At 71.4% G+C, this 16,440-nt stretch carries 17 protein-coding genes; 6 read left to right on the plus strand and 11 right to left on the minus strand.

The genetic code is table 11. The annotated features are described in order from the left end of the window. Nucleotides 1–32: 32 nt before the first annotated feature. Together ACIA3K_RS27600 and ACIA3K_RS27605 are read right to left on the minus strand one after the other, a co-directional pair. Complete coding sequence (locus ACIA3K_RS27600; RefSeq protein WP_396804560.1) at nt 33–1,367, minus strand: glycosyltransferase family 4 protein; 1,335 nt, start codon at nt 1,365–1,367, stop codon at nt 33–35. A gap of 138 nt (nt 1,368–1,505) precedes the next feature. Next, nucleotides 1,506–3,449: an amylo-alpha-1,6-glucosidase gene (locus tag ACIA3K_RS27605; protein WP_396804561.1), complete on the minus strand. Its 1,944-nt coding sequence runs from the start codon at nt 3,447–3,449 to the stop codon at nt 1,506–1,508. A 42-nt stretch (nt 3,450–3,491) separates the two neighbouring features. Between ACIA3K_RS27605 and ACIA3K_RS27610 the strand changes: the two genes are divergently transcribed. Together ACIA3K_RS27610 and ACIA3K_RS27615 are read left to right on the plus strand one after the other, a co-directional pair. Continuing rightward, a complete protein-coding gene (locus ACIA3K_RS27610) occupies nt 3,492–6,197 on the plus strand; it encodes an MGH1-like glycoside hydrolase domain-containing protein (protein WP_396804562.1) in 2,706 nt (901 codons plus the stop codon). Between the two features lie 162 nt (nt 6,198–6,359). After that, nucleotides 6,360–6,659: a ribosomal protein L7/L12 gene (locus ACIA3K_RS27615; protein WP_355246792.1), complete on the plus strand. Its 300-nt coding sequence runs from the start codon at nt 6,360–6,362 to the stop codon at nt 6,657–6,659. A gap of 462 nt (nt 6,660–7,121) precedes the next feature. On the opposite strand, the gene ACIA3K_RS27620 is transcribed toward ACIA3K_RS27615, so the two are convergent. Then, nucleotides 7,122–7,490, minus strand: a complete 369-nt coding sequence (locus ACIA3K_RS27620) for a hypothetical protein (protein WP_396804563.1) — start codon at nt 7,488–7,490, stop codon at nt 7,122–7,124. Nucleotides 7,491–7,530: 40 nt separating this feature from the next. Beyond that, nucleotides 7,531–7,908 carry a DoxX family protein gene (locus ACIA3K_RS27625; protein WP_396804564.1) on the minus strand — a complete coding sequence of 126 codons (378 nt, stop codon included), beginning with the start codon at nt 7,906–7,908 and terminating at the stop codon, nt 7,531–7,533. Nucleotides 7,909–8,066: 158 nt separating this feature from the next. On the opposite strand from ACIA3K_RS27625, the gene ACIA3K_RS27630 reads away from it, so the two are divergent. After that, nucleotides 8,067–8,942, plus strand: a complete 876-nt coding sequence (locus tag ACIA3K_RS27630) for an RNA polymerase sigma-70 factor (RefSeq protein WP_396804565.1) — start codon at nt 8,067–8,069, stop codon at nt 8,940–8,942. A gap of 12 nt (nt 8,943–8,954) precedes the next feature. Here ACIA3K_RS27630 and ACIA3K_RS27635 read toward each other — a convergent pair whose 3' ends face one another. Then, nucleotides 8,955–10,157, minus strand: a complete 1,203-nt coding sequence (locus ACIA3K_RS27635) for a low temperature requirement protein A (protein WP_396804566.1) — start codon at nt 10,155–10,157, stop codon at nt 8,955–8,957. 186 nt (nt 10,158–10,343) lie between these two features. Here ACIA3K_RS27635 and ACIA3K_RS27640 point away from each other — a divergent pair, with 186 nt between their 5' ends. Continuing rightward, nucleotides 10,344–10,919: a TetR/AcrR family transcriptional regulator gene (locus ACIA3K_RS27640; RefSeq protein WP_396804567.1), complete on the plus strand. Its 576-nt coding sequence runs from the start codon at nt 10,344–10,346 to the stop codon at nt 10,917–10,919. A 17-nt stretch (nt 10,920–10,936) separates the two neighbouring features. Here ACIA3K_RS27640 and ACIA3K_RS27645 read toward each other — a convergent pair whose 3' ends face one another. Continuing rightward, nucleotides 10,937–11,578 (minus strand): hypothetical protein, encoded by a 642-nt coding sequence (locus ACIA3K_RS27645; RefSeq protein ID WP_396804568.1) that lies wholly within the window; start codon nt 11,576–11,578, stop codon nt 10,937–10,939. A 211-nt stretch (nt 11,579–11,789) separates the two neighbouring features. On the opposite strand from ACIA3K_RS27645, the gene ACIA3K_RS27650 reads away from it, so the two are divergent. Continuing rightward, the gene (locus ACIA3K_RS27650) at nt 11,790–12,500 is read left to right on the plus strand and encodes an HAD family hydrolase (RefSeq protein ID WP_396804569.1); all 711 of its coding nucleotides are present in this window, start codon (nt 11,790–11,792) and stop codon (nt 12,498–12,500) included. Between the two features lie 360 nt (nt 12,501–12,860). Here ACIA3K_RS27650 and ACIA3K_RS27655 read toward each other — a convergent pair whose 3' ends face one another. The 5 genes from ACIA3K_RS27655 to ACIA3K_RS27675 form a co-directional block, all read right to left on the minus strand. Beyond that, nucleotides 12,861–13,178 (minus strand): hypothetical protein, encoded by a 318-nt coding sequence (locus ACIA3K_RS27655; RefSeq protein ID WP_355052778.1) that lies wholly within the window; start codon nt 13,176–13,178, stop codon nt 12,861–12,863. Nucleotides 13,179–13,225: 47 nt separating this feature from the next. Next, nucleotides 13,226–13,657 carry a hypothetical protein gene (locus ACIA3K_RS27660; RefSeq protein ID WP_355052779.1) on the minus strand — a complete coding sequence of 144 codons (432 nt, stop codon included), beginning with the start codon at nt 13,655–13,657 and terminating at the stop codon, nt 13,226–13,228. Nucleotides 13,658–13,844: 187 nt separating this feature from the next. Beyond that, nucleotides 13,845–14,546 carry a VOC family protein gene (locus ACIA3K_RS27665; protein WP_396804570.1) on the minus strand — a complete coding sequence of 234 codons (702 nt, stop codon included), beginning with the start codon at nt 14,544–14,546 and terminating at the stop codon, nt 13,845–13,847. 210 nt (nt 14,547–14,756) lie between these two features. Then, nucleotides 14,757–14,945 (minus strand): DUF397 domain-containing protein, encoded by a 189-nt coding sequence (locus tag ACIA3K_RS27670; protein WP_396804571.1) that lies wholly within the window; start codon nt 14,943–14,945, stop codon nt 14,757–14,759. Next, entirely contained in the window at nt 14,933–15,733 is an 801-nt protein-coding gene (locus tag ACIA3K_RS27675) for a helix-turn-helix domain-containing protein (protein WP_396804572.1), read from the minus strand. Before ACIA3K_RS27675 ends, ACIA3K_RS27670 begins: the two co-directional genes overlap by 13 nt. Before the next feature lie 273 nt (nt 15,734–16,006). On the opposite strand from ACIA3K_RS27675, the gene ACIA3K_RS27680 reads away from it, so the two are divergent. Then, nucleotides 16,007–16,261: a flavin reductase gene (locus ACIA3K_RS27680; RefSeq protein ID WP_396804573.1), complete on the plus strand. Its 255-nt coding sequence runs from the start codon at nt 16,007–16,009 to the stop codon at nt 16,259–16,261. The last annotated feature ends 179 nt before the right edge of the window (nt 16,262–16,440 follow it).

Below are 16,440 nucleotides of genomic sequence, written 5' to 3' on the forward strand. Positions count from 1 at the left end.
TCGGAAGGTACCTATAGGTCGTCCGACGATTCTCAGCAGGCGGCGTGGTCGGCGGCGGCGAGCAGATTGCCGTCCGGAATGGCGATCCGGTTCCGTCCGCCGGCCAGTTGGGCGGCGGCCCGGCGAGCCTGGAGCGGGCCGTGTTCGCGGCGGGCGGCGGCGTAGCTGGCGGCGGTGCGGGCCGCGATGGTGGCCCATCCGTAGCGCTCGCCGACCATGGTCCGGGCCCGTCGGGCGACCCGTCGGGCGAAGACCTCGTCGCCGAGCAGTCGGTCGACCGCGCCCGCGAGGGCGACCGGGTCGCTGTGCGGGAACGTCACGCCGGTGACGCCGGGCTCGACGATCTCGGCGAGGCCGCCGGTACGGGCCACCGCGAGGGGCGCTCCGGCCGCCGCGGCCTCCAGGGCCACCATGCCGAACGGCTCGTAGAGGCTGGGGACCACCGTCGCGTCGGTGGCGCCGAGCACCGCCGGCAGTTGGGTGGCGTCGAGGAAGCCGGTGAAGCGGACGGTCGACCCGAGCGCCAGGCGACGGGCCTCGGCCTCCAACTCGGGGCGGTACGGGCCGTCGCCGGCGATCACCACGCGCAGCCCGGGGTGCCGCTCGCGCAGTCGGGGCACCGCGTGCACGAGGTGCTGGACGCCCTTCTCGTAGACCAGCCGGCCGGCGTACCCGACCAGGGGGCCGTCCGCGGCGAACCGGGCGCGGGCCGACGCGACCGCGCGTGGTCGGGCCCGCCAGGCCCGGTCGTCGACCCCGTTGGGGACCACGTCGACCAGCCCGCCCGGTACGTCGAACAGCGCGCTGACCTGGTCGCGCATGTAACCCGAACAGGTGATCACGCGGGTGGAGGCCCCGCTGAGCCAGTGTTCGACGCCGTGGATGGTGCGGTTCATCTCCTCGGGCAGCCAGCCCTGGTGCCGGCCCGCCTCGGTGGCGTGCATGGTCGTCACCAGCGGCAGGTCCAGGTGCTCGGACAGGGTCACGGCGGTGTGCGCGACGAGCCAGTCGTGGGCGTGGATGACGTCGTAGGCGCCGGCCTGGGTGGCGCGCAGGGCGGTGCGGGTGAGGGTGTGGTTGAACGCCATGGTCCAGGCGAGCAGGGAGCCGGTGGCCAGGGGGAAGGCGACGGGGTCTTCGGGGGCGCGCAGGATGCGCACGCCGTCGGCGTACTCCTCAAGGGGTGCGCCCTCGGCGTGGCGGGTGACGACGGTGACCTCGTGCCCGGCGGCGGCCAGGGCCACGGACAGGGCGTGGACGTGGCGGCCGAGGCCGCCGACGAGCACCGGCGGGTACTCCCACGACAGCATCAGCACCCGTAGCTGGCGGGCGGGGTTGATGTCGATCACGTGGGCATCGGGTGACATGCGGCCCCCTTTGAGTTGTCCCCGGGCGCGCGCCGACCGACACCGGAGTTCGATGTCGCCGTCGCGTCTGGATCGGGGCCAATCCTGCCGGCGCCGAGATAACCAGCGGAGACACCGCCGTTGCGGTCATGTAAAGCGCTACTGGCCTCTTCGGCGCACCCGCAGCAGCTCGGCCACCGACCACGCCTGGAACGGGCAGCCGGTCGCGGAGTGCGGCGCGACACCGTCGGCCGTCTCACTTACCGATCCTAGCCCATATTCGGTCAGATGGGACTCAATGCCAATCAATGCGTCATCGACTGGCATCTTGCCCCGACGGGTGGCGTCCACGTACGGGCCGAGCAGCCACGGCCACACCGTGCCCTGGTGGTAGCCGCCATCCCGCTCGGCCGGGCCGCCCCGGTGGCGACCCACGAACTCGGCCGCATCCTCCGCGAGGCTGCGCGGCCCGAGCGGGGTGAGCAGCCCGTTCGCGACCCGCCGCAGCGTCGCCTCGTCCGGCTCCAGCGGCGCGAACGGCAACGACCAGGCCAGCAACTGGTTGGGGCGCAGCGCGTCGTCGTCGTGCAGGGCGGCCCCACCCAGCGGGTACGCCGGCGCGGGCGCGTCCAGCACGTCGTGCAGCCACCCGGTCGGGGCGGGGAACCGCTCCCGGAACGAGGTGGTGGCCCGCCCGTGCAGTCGCCACAGCTCGCCCGCGTCCTGCCCGGCCAGCTCGGTCAACTCGGCGAGCCCGGCCAGCCCGTTGATCCACAACGCGTTGACCTCGACCGGCTTGCCCGTACGCGGGGTGACCGGCACGCCGTAGACCCGGGCGTCCATCCAGGTCAGGGCGGTGCCCGGGGCGCCCTGCGTGAGCAGCCCGTCGGCCGGGTCGACGGCGATCCCGTACCGGGTGCCGGCGACGTGCGCGTCGACGACCCCGCGCAGCGCGGGCAGCAGCTCGTCGCCGAGATCGGTGTCGCCGGTGACCGTCACGTGCCGGCTCACCGCGTGCAGGAACCACAGGGTGCCGTCGACGGTGTTGTACTCCACCCGACCGGTGTCGGCGGTGTTGGCGAGCATCCCCTCGGAGAGCGTCGCCGCGTACGCCCGCAGCAGCTCCCGCCCCTCGGCCGCCCGGCCCGTGCAGAGGAACAGCCCCTCGTACGAGATCATCGTGTCCCGCGACCAGGCCCCGAACCAGGGATAGCCGGCCACCACGTCGACCGCCGCCTGCCGGGTACGGACCACGAACGCGTCAGCGGCCAGCGCCAGAGTCGCGTCCACGTCGTCGGCCGGCTTCGCCGTCGCCACCACCTGCCGGTTGCGTCGCCGGGCCGTCGCCACGATCTCGACGGCCGGCGGCGGCTCCTCGTCCAGCGGAGCGGCCCAGGCCCGCACCGACACCGTGTCACCGGGGCGTTCCAGCTCGCCGGCGAAGCGGCCCGCGTACCAGACGTCCTCGTCCGGGTGCAGGCCCCGGTTGGCCTCCTCGCGGTGGTGCACGCCCAGCCACCACTGCCCCTCGGGCGTCCACCCGGGGCCGGCGAGCCGGTACGCGCCCTCGACCACCGCGCCGTCGGCCACCGACTCGACCTGCGGCGTCGGCCCGTCGGCCCGCCGCTCGCCGTGCGCGTCGCGCCAGGTGCAGGCGGCGGACAGCTCCAGCCGGACCGGACCGCCGGCGACCAGCCGGTGCACCACGGCCACGCAGGAGCGGCCGGGCAGCATGGCCAGCTCGCGTTCGATGACGACCGCGCCGATCCGCCACCGCCAGCGCGGGAGCCCGTCGACCAGCTCGAAGCGCTCCAGCAACTCGAATCCGCGCGGGTCGACGTCGCCGGAGGACCACTCGTGCGCGCCGAGGCGTACCCGCGCCCCGGACGGCAGGGTGACGGCCGGGTCGAGGCTGACCAGTCCCACCTGGCGGGACGCCGGTGTATCGCCCGGCACCACCAGAAGGCCGTGGTAGCGACGGGTCCGCAACCCGCCGACGGTGCCCATGGCGTACCCGCCGAGGCCGTCGGGCACCAGCCACTCCCGGCTGGACGCGCTGGTCAGGTCGCCGCAGACCTGCGGTCCGAAAATAATGTCGATCAACTTTCCTCCACCGCCGTCGAGGTGTAACACGCCACGGCGAGAATGGCCGCTGTGGTGAAGTACCGCGGCGGCGTCAAAGATGTGCACGTGATCACTGACGGATCGTCCTCCGACGCCTCGCCACCCGACGCTGAGCGGCTTCGGCTCGCCCAGGCCGACTCGGGGGAGCAGGACTGGCGTGCATGGGGTCCCTATCTGTCCGAACGGGCGTGGGGGACGGTGCGGGAGGACTACAGCGAGCACGGTACGGCGTGGGACTACTTCCCACACGACCATGCGCGGTCCAGAGCCTACCGGTGGAATGAAGACGGCATGGCCGGCGTGTGCGACGACCGACAGACGTTCGCGTTCGCCCTGGCGCTGTGGAACGGCAAGGACCCGATCCTCAAGGAGCGGATGTTCGGCCTCGGTGGTGACAGCGGTAACCACGGGGAGGACGCCAAGGAGTACTGGTGGTACCTCGACAGCACCCCGACGCACTCCTGGATGCGCTGGCGCTACCACTACCCGCAGGCCGCCTTCCCGTACGACGAACTCGTCGCGGTGAACGCGCTGCGCGGCCGGGACGACACCGAGTACGAGCTCGTTGACACCGGCATCTTCGACGACGACCGGTACTGGGCGGTAACCGTCGACTACGCCAAGGCGTCCCCGACCGACCTGTGCATGGTGATCACCGTCGCCAACCGGGGCGACGAGGCGGCGACCCTGCACGTGCTGCCCACCCTGTGGTTCCGCAACACCTGGGCCTGGGGGCTGCCCGGCGGCGACCGGATTCCCCGGCTGACCGGGGAGGGCACCCGGCTGGTCGGCGAGCACCGGGTGCTCGGGCAACTGCTGCTCGAAGGCGACGGCGGCCCGGTGCCGCTGCTCTGCGACAACGACACAAACGCCGAACGGCTCTGGGGCCTGGCGGGCCGCTCGCCGTACCCGAAGGACGGCATCAACGACCACGTCGTCAACGGCGCGCCCACCGTCAACCCGGCCCGCGAGGGCACCAAGGGCGCGCTGCACTACGTGCTCGACGTGCCGGCCGGTGGGCAGCGCCAGATCCGGCTGCGGCTGACCCGTACCGCGTCGCCCCCGGCAGCCGGCCCACCGCCCCCGGCCGACCTGCGCGACGGCTTCGAGTCGGTGGTGTGGGCCCGGCGGGCCGAGGCGAACCGCTTCTTCGCCAATGTGATCCCCGAGGCCGCCACCGCCGACGAGGCGCTGGTCGCCCGGCAGGCCATCGCCGGGTTGATGTGGGGCAAGCAGTTCTACCACTTCGACGTCAAACGCTGGCTGGACGGCGACCCCGGGTCGACGCCACCGGCCGGACGTCGACACGGGCGCAACAGCGCCTGGTGGCACATGACCAGCTTCGACGTCATCTCCATGCCCGACCCCTGGGAGTACCCCTGGTACGCGGCCTGGGACCTGGCCTTCCACTGCGTGAGCATCGCCCGGGTCGACCCCGGCTTCGCCAAGGAGCAGATCCTGCTCCTGCTACGCGAGTGGTACCTGCACCCCAACGGGCAGATCCCGGCGTACGAGTGGGCGTTCGGCGACGTGAACCCGCCGGTGCACGCCTGGGCGGCGCTCAAGGTGTTCGAGATCGACGGCGGCAAGGACTTCGAGTTCCTGGGCCGGGTGATGCACAAGCTGCTGCTCAACTTCACCTGGTGGGTCAACCGCAAGGACACCGGCGGCAACAACGTCTTCGAGGGCGGCTTCCTCGGGCTGGACAATGTCGGACCGTTCGACCGCTCGGCGGCGCTGCCGGTGGCCGGCGTGCTGGAGCAGTCCGACGGCACCGGCTGGATGGCCATGTACGCGCTCAACCTGCTCGACATGGCCATCGTGCTGGCCGAACACGACCGGACCTGGGTGGACACGGCCACCAAGTTCTTCGAGCACTTCCTCTACATCGCCGCCGCCGCGTACGAGCAGGGGCTGTGGGACGACGAGGACGCCTTCTTCTACGACGTGCTGCGGCTCGCCGACGGCACGAAGGTGCCGCTGAAGGTCCGCTCGGTGGTCGGGCTGCTGCCGCTGGCCGCCACCACCCGCATCACCGCCAAGACCCTGCACCACCTGCCGGAGTTGGGCGCGCGGCTGCGCTGGTTCCTCACCAACCGCCCGGAGTACGCCGAGGTCATCGGCACCCGACGGATCGGCCCGGACGGCCGCCAGCAGCGGCTGCTGTCCATGGTCGGCCAGGAGCAGGTGGTCCGGTTGCTCGCCCGGATGCTCGACACCGACGAGTTCCTCTCCGACTTCGGCCTCCGTACGTTGTCCCGCGCACATCTGGACAAGCCGTTCTCGGTCAACCTGGGCGGGCAGGAGTTCTCGGTGGGCTACGAGCCGGCCGAGTCGACGAGCGGCCTGTTCGGGGGCAACTCGAACTGGCGTGGGCCGATCTGGATGCCGACGAACTTCCTGCTGATCAGCGCGTTGCGCGACTACGCCGCGTTCTTCGGGGACTACCTCCAGGTGGAGTATCCGACGCGCTCGGGGGTGAAGCTCTCGTTGGACGAGATCGCTGACGACCTGTCGACCCGGCTGATCTCGCTCTTCACCCAGGACGACTGGGGTCGCCGACCGATCTACGGCGCGGCGCGGTTGTTCCAGACCCACCCCGACTGGCGGGACCTGATCGCCTTCCCGGAGTACTTCCACGGTGACAACGGCGCCGGCCTGGGCGCCTGGCACCAGACCGGGTGGACGGCGCTGGTCGCCGACCTGATCCTCACCCTGCGCCGTTGATCCGTGCGGGTGTGCGGGCGTGGGTGCGGGATGACGCGGATTCCAAGCCGGGCCCGCCGGGAGGTCACGCAGTGCGGGGCGGGCTTGACCAACGAGCCCGAAGCGGGTGGGCGTGGTGTCAGTACCCGCGCCGGTGTTCAATGGCGCGTTATGGAGTGGACAGTGCCCATCGCCGTCGTGTTGTCGCTCGTGCTCGTGTTCCTGGTCGCCGGGGGTGGCCGTCGTTCCGACGCGGATCAGCTGGCTCGACGGCTCGCTGTGGTCGAGCGCAAGCTGGATCTGATCATGGCCCACCTCGACATCCGCGAGCCGGAGCTTGAGGCCCCCGGGGCGGTCCTGCAAGAGCTGCTCGCCGGCCGCAAGATCCAGGCCATCAAGGCATACCGGGAGGCGACCGGTGTCGGTTTGCGGGAGGCCAAGGACGCCGTCGAGTTGCTCGCCCGGCAGCGCGGCCTGGGCTGATTGTCAGCGCTCGTAGGCCGTCGCCGCTGACCCCGACCCTTGCCTCGCTGCGCCGGGAGCGCCGCTGCGCCGGGAGCGCCGCTGCGCCGGGAGCGCCGCTGCGCCGGGAGCGCCGCTGCGCCGTGAGCGCCGCTGCGCCGGGAGCGCCGCTGCGCCGTGAGCGCCGCTGCGCCGGGAGCGCCGCTGCGCCGTGAGCGCCGCTGCGCCGTGAGCGCCGCTGCGCCGGGAGCGCCGCTGCGCCGCAAGATCCGCGCAACTTCAGTGCTGTTGCTGCATCACGACGGCCTGAGCCAGCAACATCACCGAAAGTGTGCGGATCTTGCGGGCGCGGGCGCGGGCGCGGGCGCGGGCGGGCGCGGCATGATCGTGCTCGATCCTTGTTGTAGTGGTGTCCCTGGCGCGGGAGGCCACTACATCCGGGATCGAGCGCGATCACTCCGAGGCGGGGCGCGACCGTGTGGATTACTCGTAGCCGACGTGGATGACCAACTGGCCGTTGCGGGGTTCCGCCACCACGTAGACCGACCCGGGGTCGAGCAGCTTCGGCGGCAGGTCCTGCTGCTCGGAGAGGCCCATCCGCTCGGCCAGTTCCTCCGGTGACTGTCCGGCCGGGGGCGCGACCGTAATTTGCCACGAGCACCCGCCGGAGGCGCACGTCTCGCTCTCGTCGACGACTGTCGCCCCGGCGGGTACGTCCGGGATTCGCCACTTTGGCGGCAACGATCCCTCGTCGCCGAACGCCCACAGCGACAGGAACCACAGGCCCCAACCGCAGGCCAGCAGGCCCACGACGCCGAGCCCGGCCAGGAGAAGGCGTCGAGGCGATGTCATCGGGCCAGGCTAGCGAGGCGGTGTGGAGATCCAGTGGACGTCAGTCCGTGAAGGGGCCGAGCCGCCCCCAGGCGACGAAGGCGGCCAGGGCGAGGTACACCGCGTTCAGCGCGACGAACCTCGCCTCGTCGCAGCGCAGGTGGGTGATCATCGCGCCGACCATCAGCAGGATCCAGCAGATGGCGGTGACCGGCACCAGGACCGGTGCGATGTCGAGCACGGCGGGCAGGATCAGGCCGACGGCGGCCAGGAGTTCGAGCACCCCCAGGGTCTTGACGAAGCCGTCGCTGGCGTCTCCGGTCCACCTACCGCCGCGGTGCGAGGCCAGCTTCTTGCGGGGTACGAACGTCTTGGTGATGCCGCCGGCCAACGCCACCGTGGCCAGCAGTCCGGCCGCGATCCACAGCGCGATGTTCATTGACGTTCCCTTCCGTCGGGGTCGACCAGGAGACACCGCCGGCCCGGTGGCTGTGACTCAGCCCGGTGGGTGATGTGCTGCACAGGCCCGTGGTGTCACAGGAGACCGTCGGCCGGTGTCGGGTGGTGGTGAACCGACGTCGGGGACAGGAGTCGCGGATGGATCCCGCCGTGGACGCGTTCGTCACGCACCGGAACCTGCTCTTCACCGTGGCGTACGAGATGCTCGGCTCGGCGGCCGACGCCGAGGACGTACTCCAGGAGACCTGGCTGCGGTGGGCGGACGCCGACCACGCGGCGGTCCGGGACGAGCGCGCCTACCTGGTCCGGATCACCACCCGCCAGTCCCTCAACCGGCTGCGGACGATCGGCCGGCGCAGGGAGTCCTATGTCGGCTCCTGGCTGCCAGAGCCGCTGCTGACCACGCCCGATGTTGCCGACGACGTCGAGCTGGCGGAGCACGTGTCGATGGCGATGCTGCTGGTGCTGGAGACGCTCGGCCCGACGGAACGGGCGGTGTTCGTGCTGCGGGAGGTGTTCGAACTGGACTACGACGAGATCGCCGCGACGCTGGAGAAGAGCCCCGCGGCGGTCCGCCAGATCGCCCACCGGGCACGGGCGCACGTCGCCGCGCGTCGACCGCGCGGCCGGGTCTCGGCGACCGAGGCGCGGCGTGCGTTGGAGGCGTTCCAGCGGGCGGTCGACCTGGGCGATGTGCAGGGTCTGCTCGACATCCTGGCGCCCGACGTCGTCCTGCTGGGCGACGGCGGCGGCATCAGGCAGGCCGTGCTGCGGCCCGTCGTCGGGGCGGACAAGGTGGCCCGTCTGTTGGCTTCCCGGCACGTGGTGGTCGCCGTCCTGTCGCTACACCCGGCCGAGGTCAACGGCTGCCCGGCGTTGATCGTCCGGTTCGATGGCGAACTCGACACCGTCCTGACGGTGCGCGTCGACGACGGTCTCGTCACCGGGTTGTACGCCGTCCGCAATCCCGAGAAGCTGTCGCACATGCGCCAGGCCACGGCGCTGCGCCGGTGAACGACCGCGCGGTCAGAACGGTGGCATGGAAGCCTCGCGGGGCCGGTCACGGGATCGTCGGGTGTCCACTGCGGCGACGCCGAGCAGCACCAGTGCGGCGGCCGCGCCGGCGGGGAGCGGCGGCAGGGCGAGTGTCACCGGTACCAGCAGGGCGAGGGCCAGCAGGCCGGCTGTCCGGGACCGGGAGATCCGGTCGAACACCTGGTACTCCAGGGCCGCCCGTCCGGCCAGGAAGAGCGCCGGGCCGCCGAGGATGGCGATCAGCCAGGCCGCCGGAAGGTGCCCGAACGGCTCGCTGATGTAGAGCTCCATCCCCACCCCGGTCAGCACGATTCCCGTGATCATCGCCAGGTGCGCGAACGCCATCTGCGTGGCGAGCCGGGCGGGGTCACGGGAGTTGCCGATGGCGGTGTCCAGCGTCCCGCCGGCCAGGTGGAAGTAGATCCGCCACAGCAGGACCGTCGTCGCCAACGCGAGCACGAAGGCGGCCGTCTGCGCGGCGTGGAAGCTGCTGCCGCTGAAGGCGAGCCCGATGACGAAGATGGCCTCACCGAGCGCGATGAGCAGGAACTGTTGGTACCGCTCGGCCAGGTGCTCGGCGGCGATTCCCTGGACGCCGAGCCGTTGCGCGCCGAGTCGGGGAGTGGGCCACCCGAGGTACGACCCGGTGTGGTCGACCAGTACGGCGAGGGCCCAGAGCCAACCACGGACCGTGCCGTCGTTCACCAGCCCACCGACGAGCCAGAACGGGGCGCTCAGGCCGAGCCAGAACATGATGCGGATGGACTGCTGCGGATCGGGCCGGCCGTGCCCGGCGACGTTGAAGTACACCACCCGGCCGACCTGGAGGGTCACGAGCGTGATGGCGAAGAGGGAGGCCCGCGCGCCGAATCCGTCCGGCACCGCGACCGCCATCGTCATCGCGCCCGCCAGCGTGATGACGATGACGGCCTGGACGATCATCGCCTCGGGATCGAGCCAACTGGTGGACCAGACCGTCAACGTCCAGACCGCCCACAGGGCCAGCAGCAGCACCAACGCCTGACCGAGGCCCGCGAACTCGCCACGCTCGCCCCCGGTGAAGTCGTCGATCAGTCGGAGGGAGATGCGGGTGAGGGCGAAGACGAAGACGAGATCGAGGAACAGCTCCAGGAAGGTGGCCCGCTCGCGGGCGCCCGCTCCCCGCACCAACCCTGCGCCGGGGATCTGCCTCACCCGTCGACCGCCTCGGCGGGCGGACGCCGTCGAACGACCACGTGCCCTCCCGTCGCGGTGACCTGATCACCTAACGAACGACCATCGGGCACGGCAGCGAGCAGCGTCACGACCTGCGTAACGAGCGATCAGTCACCAATCCGTCACGAGGCGGATGCGAACAGTGCTGGTCGCTACGCTCGGCCGGTGTCCGTACCCGCCGACGAGGCCACCGAGCAGGACCGGCGACTCCTCATCGTCACCGCTGCCCGCGAGTTGGCCGAGGCCGAGGGCTGGCTGGGCCTGAGCGCCCGTCGGGTCGCCGAACGGGCCAACACGGACGTCGGCGACCTCTACCGGCACTTCGCGGACCAGGAGGCGGTGCTGGCCGCTGTCGCGGTGCACGGCTTCGCCGACCTGGCCGCCGCGCTGACCGCGGCGCACGCGGACAACCCGTACCCCGAACGGGCGTGGGCGGTGATGGCGGGCGCGTACCTCGACTTCGCGTACGCCAATCCTGCTGTCTACGACGCGATGCTCGCGCTGACGCCGGACCTCGCCCTCGGCGCGGCCGGGGTGCCGGCGGCGCCACGGGCCGTCTTCTCCGCGCTGCGGGCGGCCCTGCTTCCGCTGGCCCAGGGTCGTGACCCGGACACCCTCGCCGAGCTGGGCTGGAGCCTGCTACACGGCGTCGTCATGCTCACCCGTGGGGGTCGCCTGCGCCCCGAGGCGCAGGAGGAACGGGAAGCGATGATCGCGGAAGGCCTGCTGAGATGGCCCTGATCGCCTGCCGTACCGCCTCAGTTGAGGGGCTCGCGTTTGAAGGGGCCCTTGTCGACGAGCCGGAACGTGGTGGGTGGTGGGGCGTCGCCGCGCTCCTTGAGGACCAGTCCGTTGCCGGGCATGTGTTGCAGGGTCCGGGATTCGCTGCCGATCACGTACGTCCCGTCGCCCTGCGCAATGATGGTGAACCGCTGGATGGGGTCGTCAGCGTCGCAGGTGGAGGCCTGGATGGTCAGCTCCGGCTCGATGTCCAGGCCGTTGACCTGCCAACACGACGGGTCGTCGTTGGCGGGATGACCGTCGGCGGTGCCGTACGCCCTGATCACGTACCGGTCGTCTCCGATCGGGACCGGAACGAACAGGACCCGACCGCCGGTGTCGCCGCCCTCCACGAGGCTGCCGCTGAGTTCCAGTTCGCTCCCGGACCCCCGCACTCGCACCATGCTGATCTCCCGCTCGCCGGACAGGAGCGGATCGGCCGGGGCGGCCGGGCGCGTCGGTGCCGGACTCGACAGTGCCGGACTCGACGGTGCCGCGGCGGACGGGGTCGGCGTCCCCGCTGTGGCACCTGGCACCAGGTCGTCTCCGTCACCGCACCCCAGCAGGGTCCCGACGCAGGCCAGCATCGCGGCGCCCGCCCACCATCTCACCGTGATCATGCCGTGCTCCTGAAGCTTCTGGCCCGAGCCGATCGGCCGGGGACTGCCCGATGGGACGCCGCGTCGCACGATCACGTCGACATCCCTCACGACTGTCCGCGGTGCGCGAATTCCACCGGCGGACGCACCCCGGTGCGGGACCACGCCGTCGTGATCACGCGCCTATCCTGATCGCTCAGTTCGGCCGTGAGGAACATGAGGAGGGTACGGGATGGCTGCCAGCGAAACGTCTCGACGGCAGGCGCAGGTGCTGATCTTCGACGCGGACGACACATTGTGGGAGAACAACGTCGTCTTCGAGCGGGTGATCGACGACTTCCTGGGCTGGCTCGATCACCCCACCCTGGACCGCGTGGAGATCCGGACGATCCTCGACGACATCGAACGCGCCAACACGGTGGCCCACGGGTACGGCAGCAAGGTCTTCCTGCGCAGCCTGGGCGACTGTCTGGAGCGGCTGCGCGAGCGGCCGGCCACCGACGCCGAGCGCAAGGAGATCGACCGGCTCGCGTTGGCGCTGGTGGAGCACCGGGTGGAGCTGATGCCCGGCGTGGCCGACGCGCTCGACGAGTTGGCCGGTCGGCACGAGCTGCTGGTGTTGACCAAGGGGGAGCAGGCCGAGCAGCAGCGCAAACTGGATGCCTGCGGCCTGCTGCACCACTTCTCGGCGGCGCACATCGTGGCCGAGAAGGACGTCGACACGTACCGGTGGCTGGTCGGCGAGCACGGGTTCGAGCCGGCGCGGGCGTGGATGATCGGCAACTCCCCGAAGTCGGACATCCTGCCGGCGCGGGCGGCCGGGCTGAACGCGGTGTTCATCCCGAACGAGAACACCTGGGTGTTGGAGAACGACGAGTTGGACCCGACCGACACCGGCGTGCTGCGGCTCGCGGCCTTCCGGGACCTGCTGCACCACTTCTGACCGTCGAATCCGAACAGCGTCGGCGATCATGGTCGCGTTACGCGTACCTGCCGCTTTTCGCCCTTGAGATCAGTCACGTCGCGGCGGGCCCGGCAGCGCTTGTCCGGCCCGGCGCGATCCGCCTAGCCTGAGCCGGCGTTCGCGGCCTTTCGGGGTGTGCCGGGGGCGCGCCGGCGTCCGACAGGTGGGCACCGTGGAGCTGAGTGCAGTGCAGGGCGGCCGGGCCTCCCCACCGAGCCGCGTGGCGTCGTGCCACGCCCACGCGCGTGGTGAATGCCGGAGCCGTCCGCTCCCCCGTCGGACGGCCGGGGGTCAGGGCCGGGTAGTTGCGGACCCGGTCCTGACCCGGCAAGTCCTTGGCTAGGCGCGGTGCCGGCCGTCGCCGGCGTGGCGGGCGTCCGCCTCGTCCGAGCCGCCGCGGACGATCGAGATCGCCACGCGGCAGAACTCGTCCATATCCGGGTTGAAGCCAGCCGCGATGTCGGGGTGCAACCCGGAGCGGGTCTCGTCCAACAGCCGCTGGCACACCTGCTCGACCGGCTCACCCGCGTAGCTGGCGCGGATCCGGTCGGTGGCCGCCTGGAGAGCCGAGGTCAGCTGGTCCTCCAACGGGCCACGCAGCTTCTGCTGCACCGGATCGAGCCCGCGTGGGTCGAGCGTGACATGTGGCTCCGACATCGGTGCTCCCTTCGTCGGCGTCCGCGATACCCCACCGCGGCCGTCGGTCAAACTCCGGTCGGCACGGCGGCGACCCGCACCTGGTAGGAGAAGTCTTCCGCCGGTTCCTCCTGGTACGACAACCGGCGGATCTGCCGGTCGTCGTCGTAGAGGGCGACGTCCACCAGGACGCCCAGATGCGCCAGGCCGATGGTGGCGACCCGCTTCTTGTCCTGAAGCACGGCGCAGACGCCGCCGAGCAGGGTGCTGGCGTCGGACGTACGGTGCCCGGGCGGGCACCGCAGAACCACGTCCACCTCGATCGGCCCGGGCAACGGCGTCCAGCCGGTGCGCTGGGCCGCGCCCAGGGCGGCCTGGAGCAGGGTGCGGACCCTCGTCGCCTGCCGGTGCCCGGCGGCGAAGATGGACAACGCTTCGGTCTTGACCGGTGGCAGGCCGCTCACCTCGAACGTCAGGGCGAGAGCGCGGGTGTCCTGCACGGCGGCACCTCCCTCGTTGGGGACGATCCTGCCGAACCGGTGCAGTGGCGGAAGGGCGTTCCCGCGATAACCAACCGATCGGGCAGGCTGGGTCGGCCGGAGGCGTGTCGACGGCGGCGGCGAACGCGCTGGCTGCGGCGCTGGGAAAGACGCTAGTGCACCGCGCCCGCGCTCGGTAGTCGGTCGTTCACCCGGTGGTCGACGGCGAAAAGGCGCAGAACTCGTTGCCCTCCGGGTCGGCCAGCACCCACCAGCGCGCCCCGTCGACCGGCTCACGCAGCAGCGCCGCACCCGCGTCGAGCAACGCGGTCGGCTCCGGGGCCGTCATCTCCACGTCCCAGTGCATCCGGTTCTTCCCGGTCTTGGGCTCGTCGATCCCGTCGAACACCCACGCCTGCCAGGGGAAACCGGCGGCGTCGTGCAGCGACGCGGTGTTCGGCCCGGCCCCGGTCGTACCGCCCAGCAGGCCGGCCCACCACGCCGCCTGCGCCGCCGGGTCGACGGCGGCCACCACCAGTTCGACCGGGCCCGGCCGGGCCTCGTCGCCGGCCGGGAGCACGCAGAACTGGTTGCCCTCCGGGTCGGCCAGCACCCACCGTTCGACGTCGCCGTCCGGCTCGCGCACCGACCGCGCGCCGGCCGCGAGCAGCGCCGGCGGGTCCGCGTCGGCCAAACGCAGATCCAGGTGTACGCGGGTACGGCCGACCCGGGGCTCGGAAACCCGGTTCACCCAGATCGACTCCGCGTCCGAGCGCGCCGAACGAGGGTCGATCCTGGTGTCGCCGTCACCGGCGTCGGCCAGGTCGGCGTCGAGCACCCGCGCCCAGAAGCCGCCCAGGGCGAGCGGGTCGGCGGCGTCCAGGCAGAGGTCCTTGAAGCGAGCGATCATCGCCCCAGCATGCCCGCTCCGGGGGTTGACCGTGGGGCAAGCGTCGCGTGACGGAGTCAGTGCCGGACCAAGCCTCGTCGATCATGGAGTTGTGGTGGATGACGCCGCGATCTTGCACTTTCTGTGGCGGCATAGGCGGCATTCCAGGCTTTTCGACAACCGAAACTGCAAGATCGACGCAGGCGGCCGGGCGGGGCGGGGTGGGGGTGGTTAGCGCTGCTTGGCGTAACCGACGAAGGCCTTCCAGGCCTTCGGGGTGACGTGCAGGGTGCCGCCGTCGCGGTCCTTGGTGTCGCGCACCAGCACGACGTGCGGCAGGTTGTCGGCGACCTCGACGCAGGAGCCGCCGTTGCCGCCGGACCGGGTCGACTTGCGCCACCGTGGGGTCAGGGTGTCCATGACTTCGCCACTTCCTTGATCAGCTCGATTGACGGCCGGCGGGGGAGCGCCTCGTTGCGGACGATCTCCCACGTCTTCGCCAGCTTAGCGACGTCTGTCGACGCGTCGACGAACTGCGCGATGAGCTGGTTGTCGGCATGGGCCACCCGTTCGCCGTCCGGCATCTCGGCGATGATGAACTGACCGGCCAACCCCAGGTACATGCCAGCATCCACCGGCACGACGTGCACCTGGATGTGCTCGGCCGCCGCCAGCTCCACCAGGTGCTCGCACTGCTCGGCCATCAGGCCCGGCTGGTCGAGCACCGGCCGGCGGAGCACCGCCTCGTCCAGCACGGCGATGAGCTGCGGCGGGCGCGGGCGGCGCAGGATCGCCTGTCGCTCCAGCCGGGACGCGACGATCCGGTCGACGTCCTCGGCGTCGAACCGGCCGCCGGCCAGCGTGGCGCGGGCGTACCGCTCGGTCTGCAACAGGCCCGGCACGTACGCCAGCTCGAACCAGCGCAACGTGGTCGCCTCCCGCTCGAACTCGATCCATTCGCGCAGCCAGGCCGGCTCGGCGTCGAGCCGACCCAACCGTTCCAGCATCCGCTGGAAGCGCTCGCCCGTCCGGTGGTGGTTGTCGACGGCCCGCATGTACTCCTTCGTGGGCGGTCGCCCGCCCGTCTCCACGGAGCTGACGTGCGAGCCCGAGTAGCCGATGCCCCGGCCGAAGTCGTCCTGGCTGAGCCCCGTCTCCGCCCGCAGCAGGCGCAGTTCCTCCAGCACGTAGTCGGTCACTGTCCCCATCGACTCCCCAATCTCTCCCCGACCTGAAGCCGCGTGTTCCCCGTGGCTGCTCGACCGGACCGCTGAGCTGCGCGGATGCCGCGAGCACGGATCGACCGTAGTTGACTCCTCGCAGACTGTCATCAATGGCGGGTTCGCTGGTGGCCGCGATGGCGGTGGCGGGCTCTGCCCGGGGTCGCTCCCGTTCCCCCTTGCGGGAGCGACCCCCTTCCCCCTGCGCGAGGAGACCGATGTGCTGAGCCCGAGAGACCACGACGAAGCGCGGTGGTGGTGATGGTGGTACGTCCGCCCGTTCCACACGTCGCCATGCGTCCGCTCTGGCGATGCCGCAACTGCGGCCGGCAGTGGCCCTGCCAGCCAGCCAAGCTCGCCCTGCTCACGGAGTACCGGGCCAACCGGACCGGACTGCTGATCTATCTCGGCACCCTGATGAACGAGGCTACCCAGCAGCTCACCCAGCTCCACCCGGACCACCCGCCCGCCCGGATGACCGAGCGCTTCCTCTCCTGGGCGCGGCCCCGCGGCTGACGACTGCCCCACCCCGCCCACCCCACCCACCCCACCCCACCCCGCCCGCTCCCGGTGATCAAGAGGTTTGCGTCAGGAAAGACGGGCGGGTTCGACCGGTCCGTGCAAGTGATCGTTGATCACGGTACGGACCGGTCGAAGGAGTTTGGGTGGCGCGAGCGCATGTGTTGACTGCGGGT

Origin of the sequence: Micromonospora sp. NPDC051543 (assembly GCF_044454415.1) — a bacterium.
Classification (GTDB): Bacteria; Actinomycetota; Actinomycetes; order Mycobacteriales; family Micromonosporaceae; genus Micromonospora.

Coding starts and splice junctions, on each gene's coding strand:
- ACIA3K_RS27630 (WP_396804565.1), top strand. CDS start 8,067: ATGGATCCCGCCGTGGACGCGTTCGTCACGCACCGGAACCTGCTCTTC.
- ACIA3K_RS27610 (WP_396804562.1), top strand. CDS start 3,492: ATGGCCGCTGTGGTGAAGTACCGCGGCGGCGTCAAAGATGTGCACGTG.
- ACIA3K_RS27620 (WP_396804563.1), bottom strand. CDS start 7,490: ATGACATCGCCTCGACGCCTTCTCCTGGCCGGGCTCGGCGTCGTGGGC.
- ACIA3K_RS27665 (WP_396804570.1), bottom strand. CDS start 14,546: ATGATCGCTCGCTTCAAGGACCTCTGCCTGGACGCCGCCGACCCGCTC.
- ACIA3K_RS27680 (WP_396804573.1), top strand. CDS start 16,007: ATGGTGGTACGTCCGCCCGTTCCACACGTCGCCATGCGTCCGCTCTGG.
- ACIA3K_RS27655 (WP_355052778.1), bottom strand. CDS start 13,178: ATGTCGGAGCCACATGTCACGCTCGACCCACGCGGGCTCGATCCGGTG.
- ACIA3K_RS27650 (WP_396804569.1), top strand. CDS start 11,790: ATGGCTGCCAGCGAAACGTCTCGACGGCAGGCGCAGGTGCTGATCTTC.
- ACIA3K_RS27600 (WP_396804560.1), bottom strand. CDS start 1,367: ATGTCACCCGATGCCCACGTGATCGACATCAACCCCGCCCGCCAGCTA.
- ACIA3K_RS27625 (WP_396804564.1), bottom strand. CDS start 7,908: ATGAACATCGCGCTGTGGATCGCGGCCGGACTGCTGGCCACGGTGGCG.
- ACIA3K_RS27670 (WP_396804571.1), bottom strand. CDS start 14,945: ATGGACACCCTGACCCCACGGTGGCGCAAGTCGACCCGGTCCGGCGGC.
- ACIA3K_RS27645 (WP_396804568.1), bottom strand. CDS start 11,578: ATGATCACGGTGAGATGGTGGGCGGGCGCCGCGATGCTGGCCTGCGTC.
- ACIA3K_RS27675 (WP_396804572.1), bottom strand. CDS start 15,733: ATGGGGACAGTGACCGACTACGTGCTGGAGGAACTGCGCCTGCTGCGG.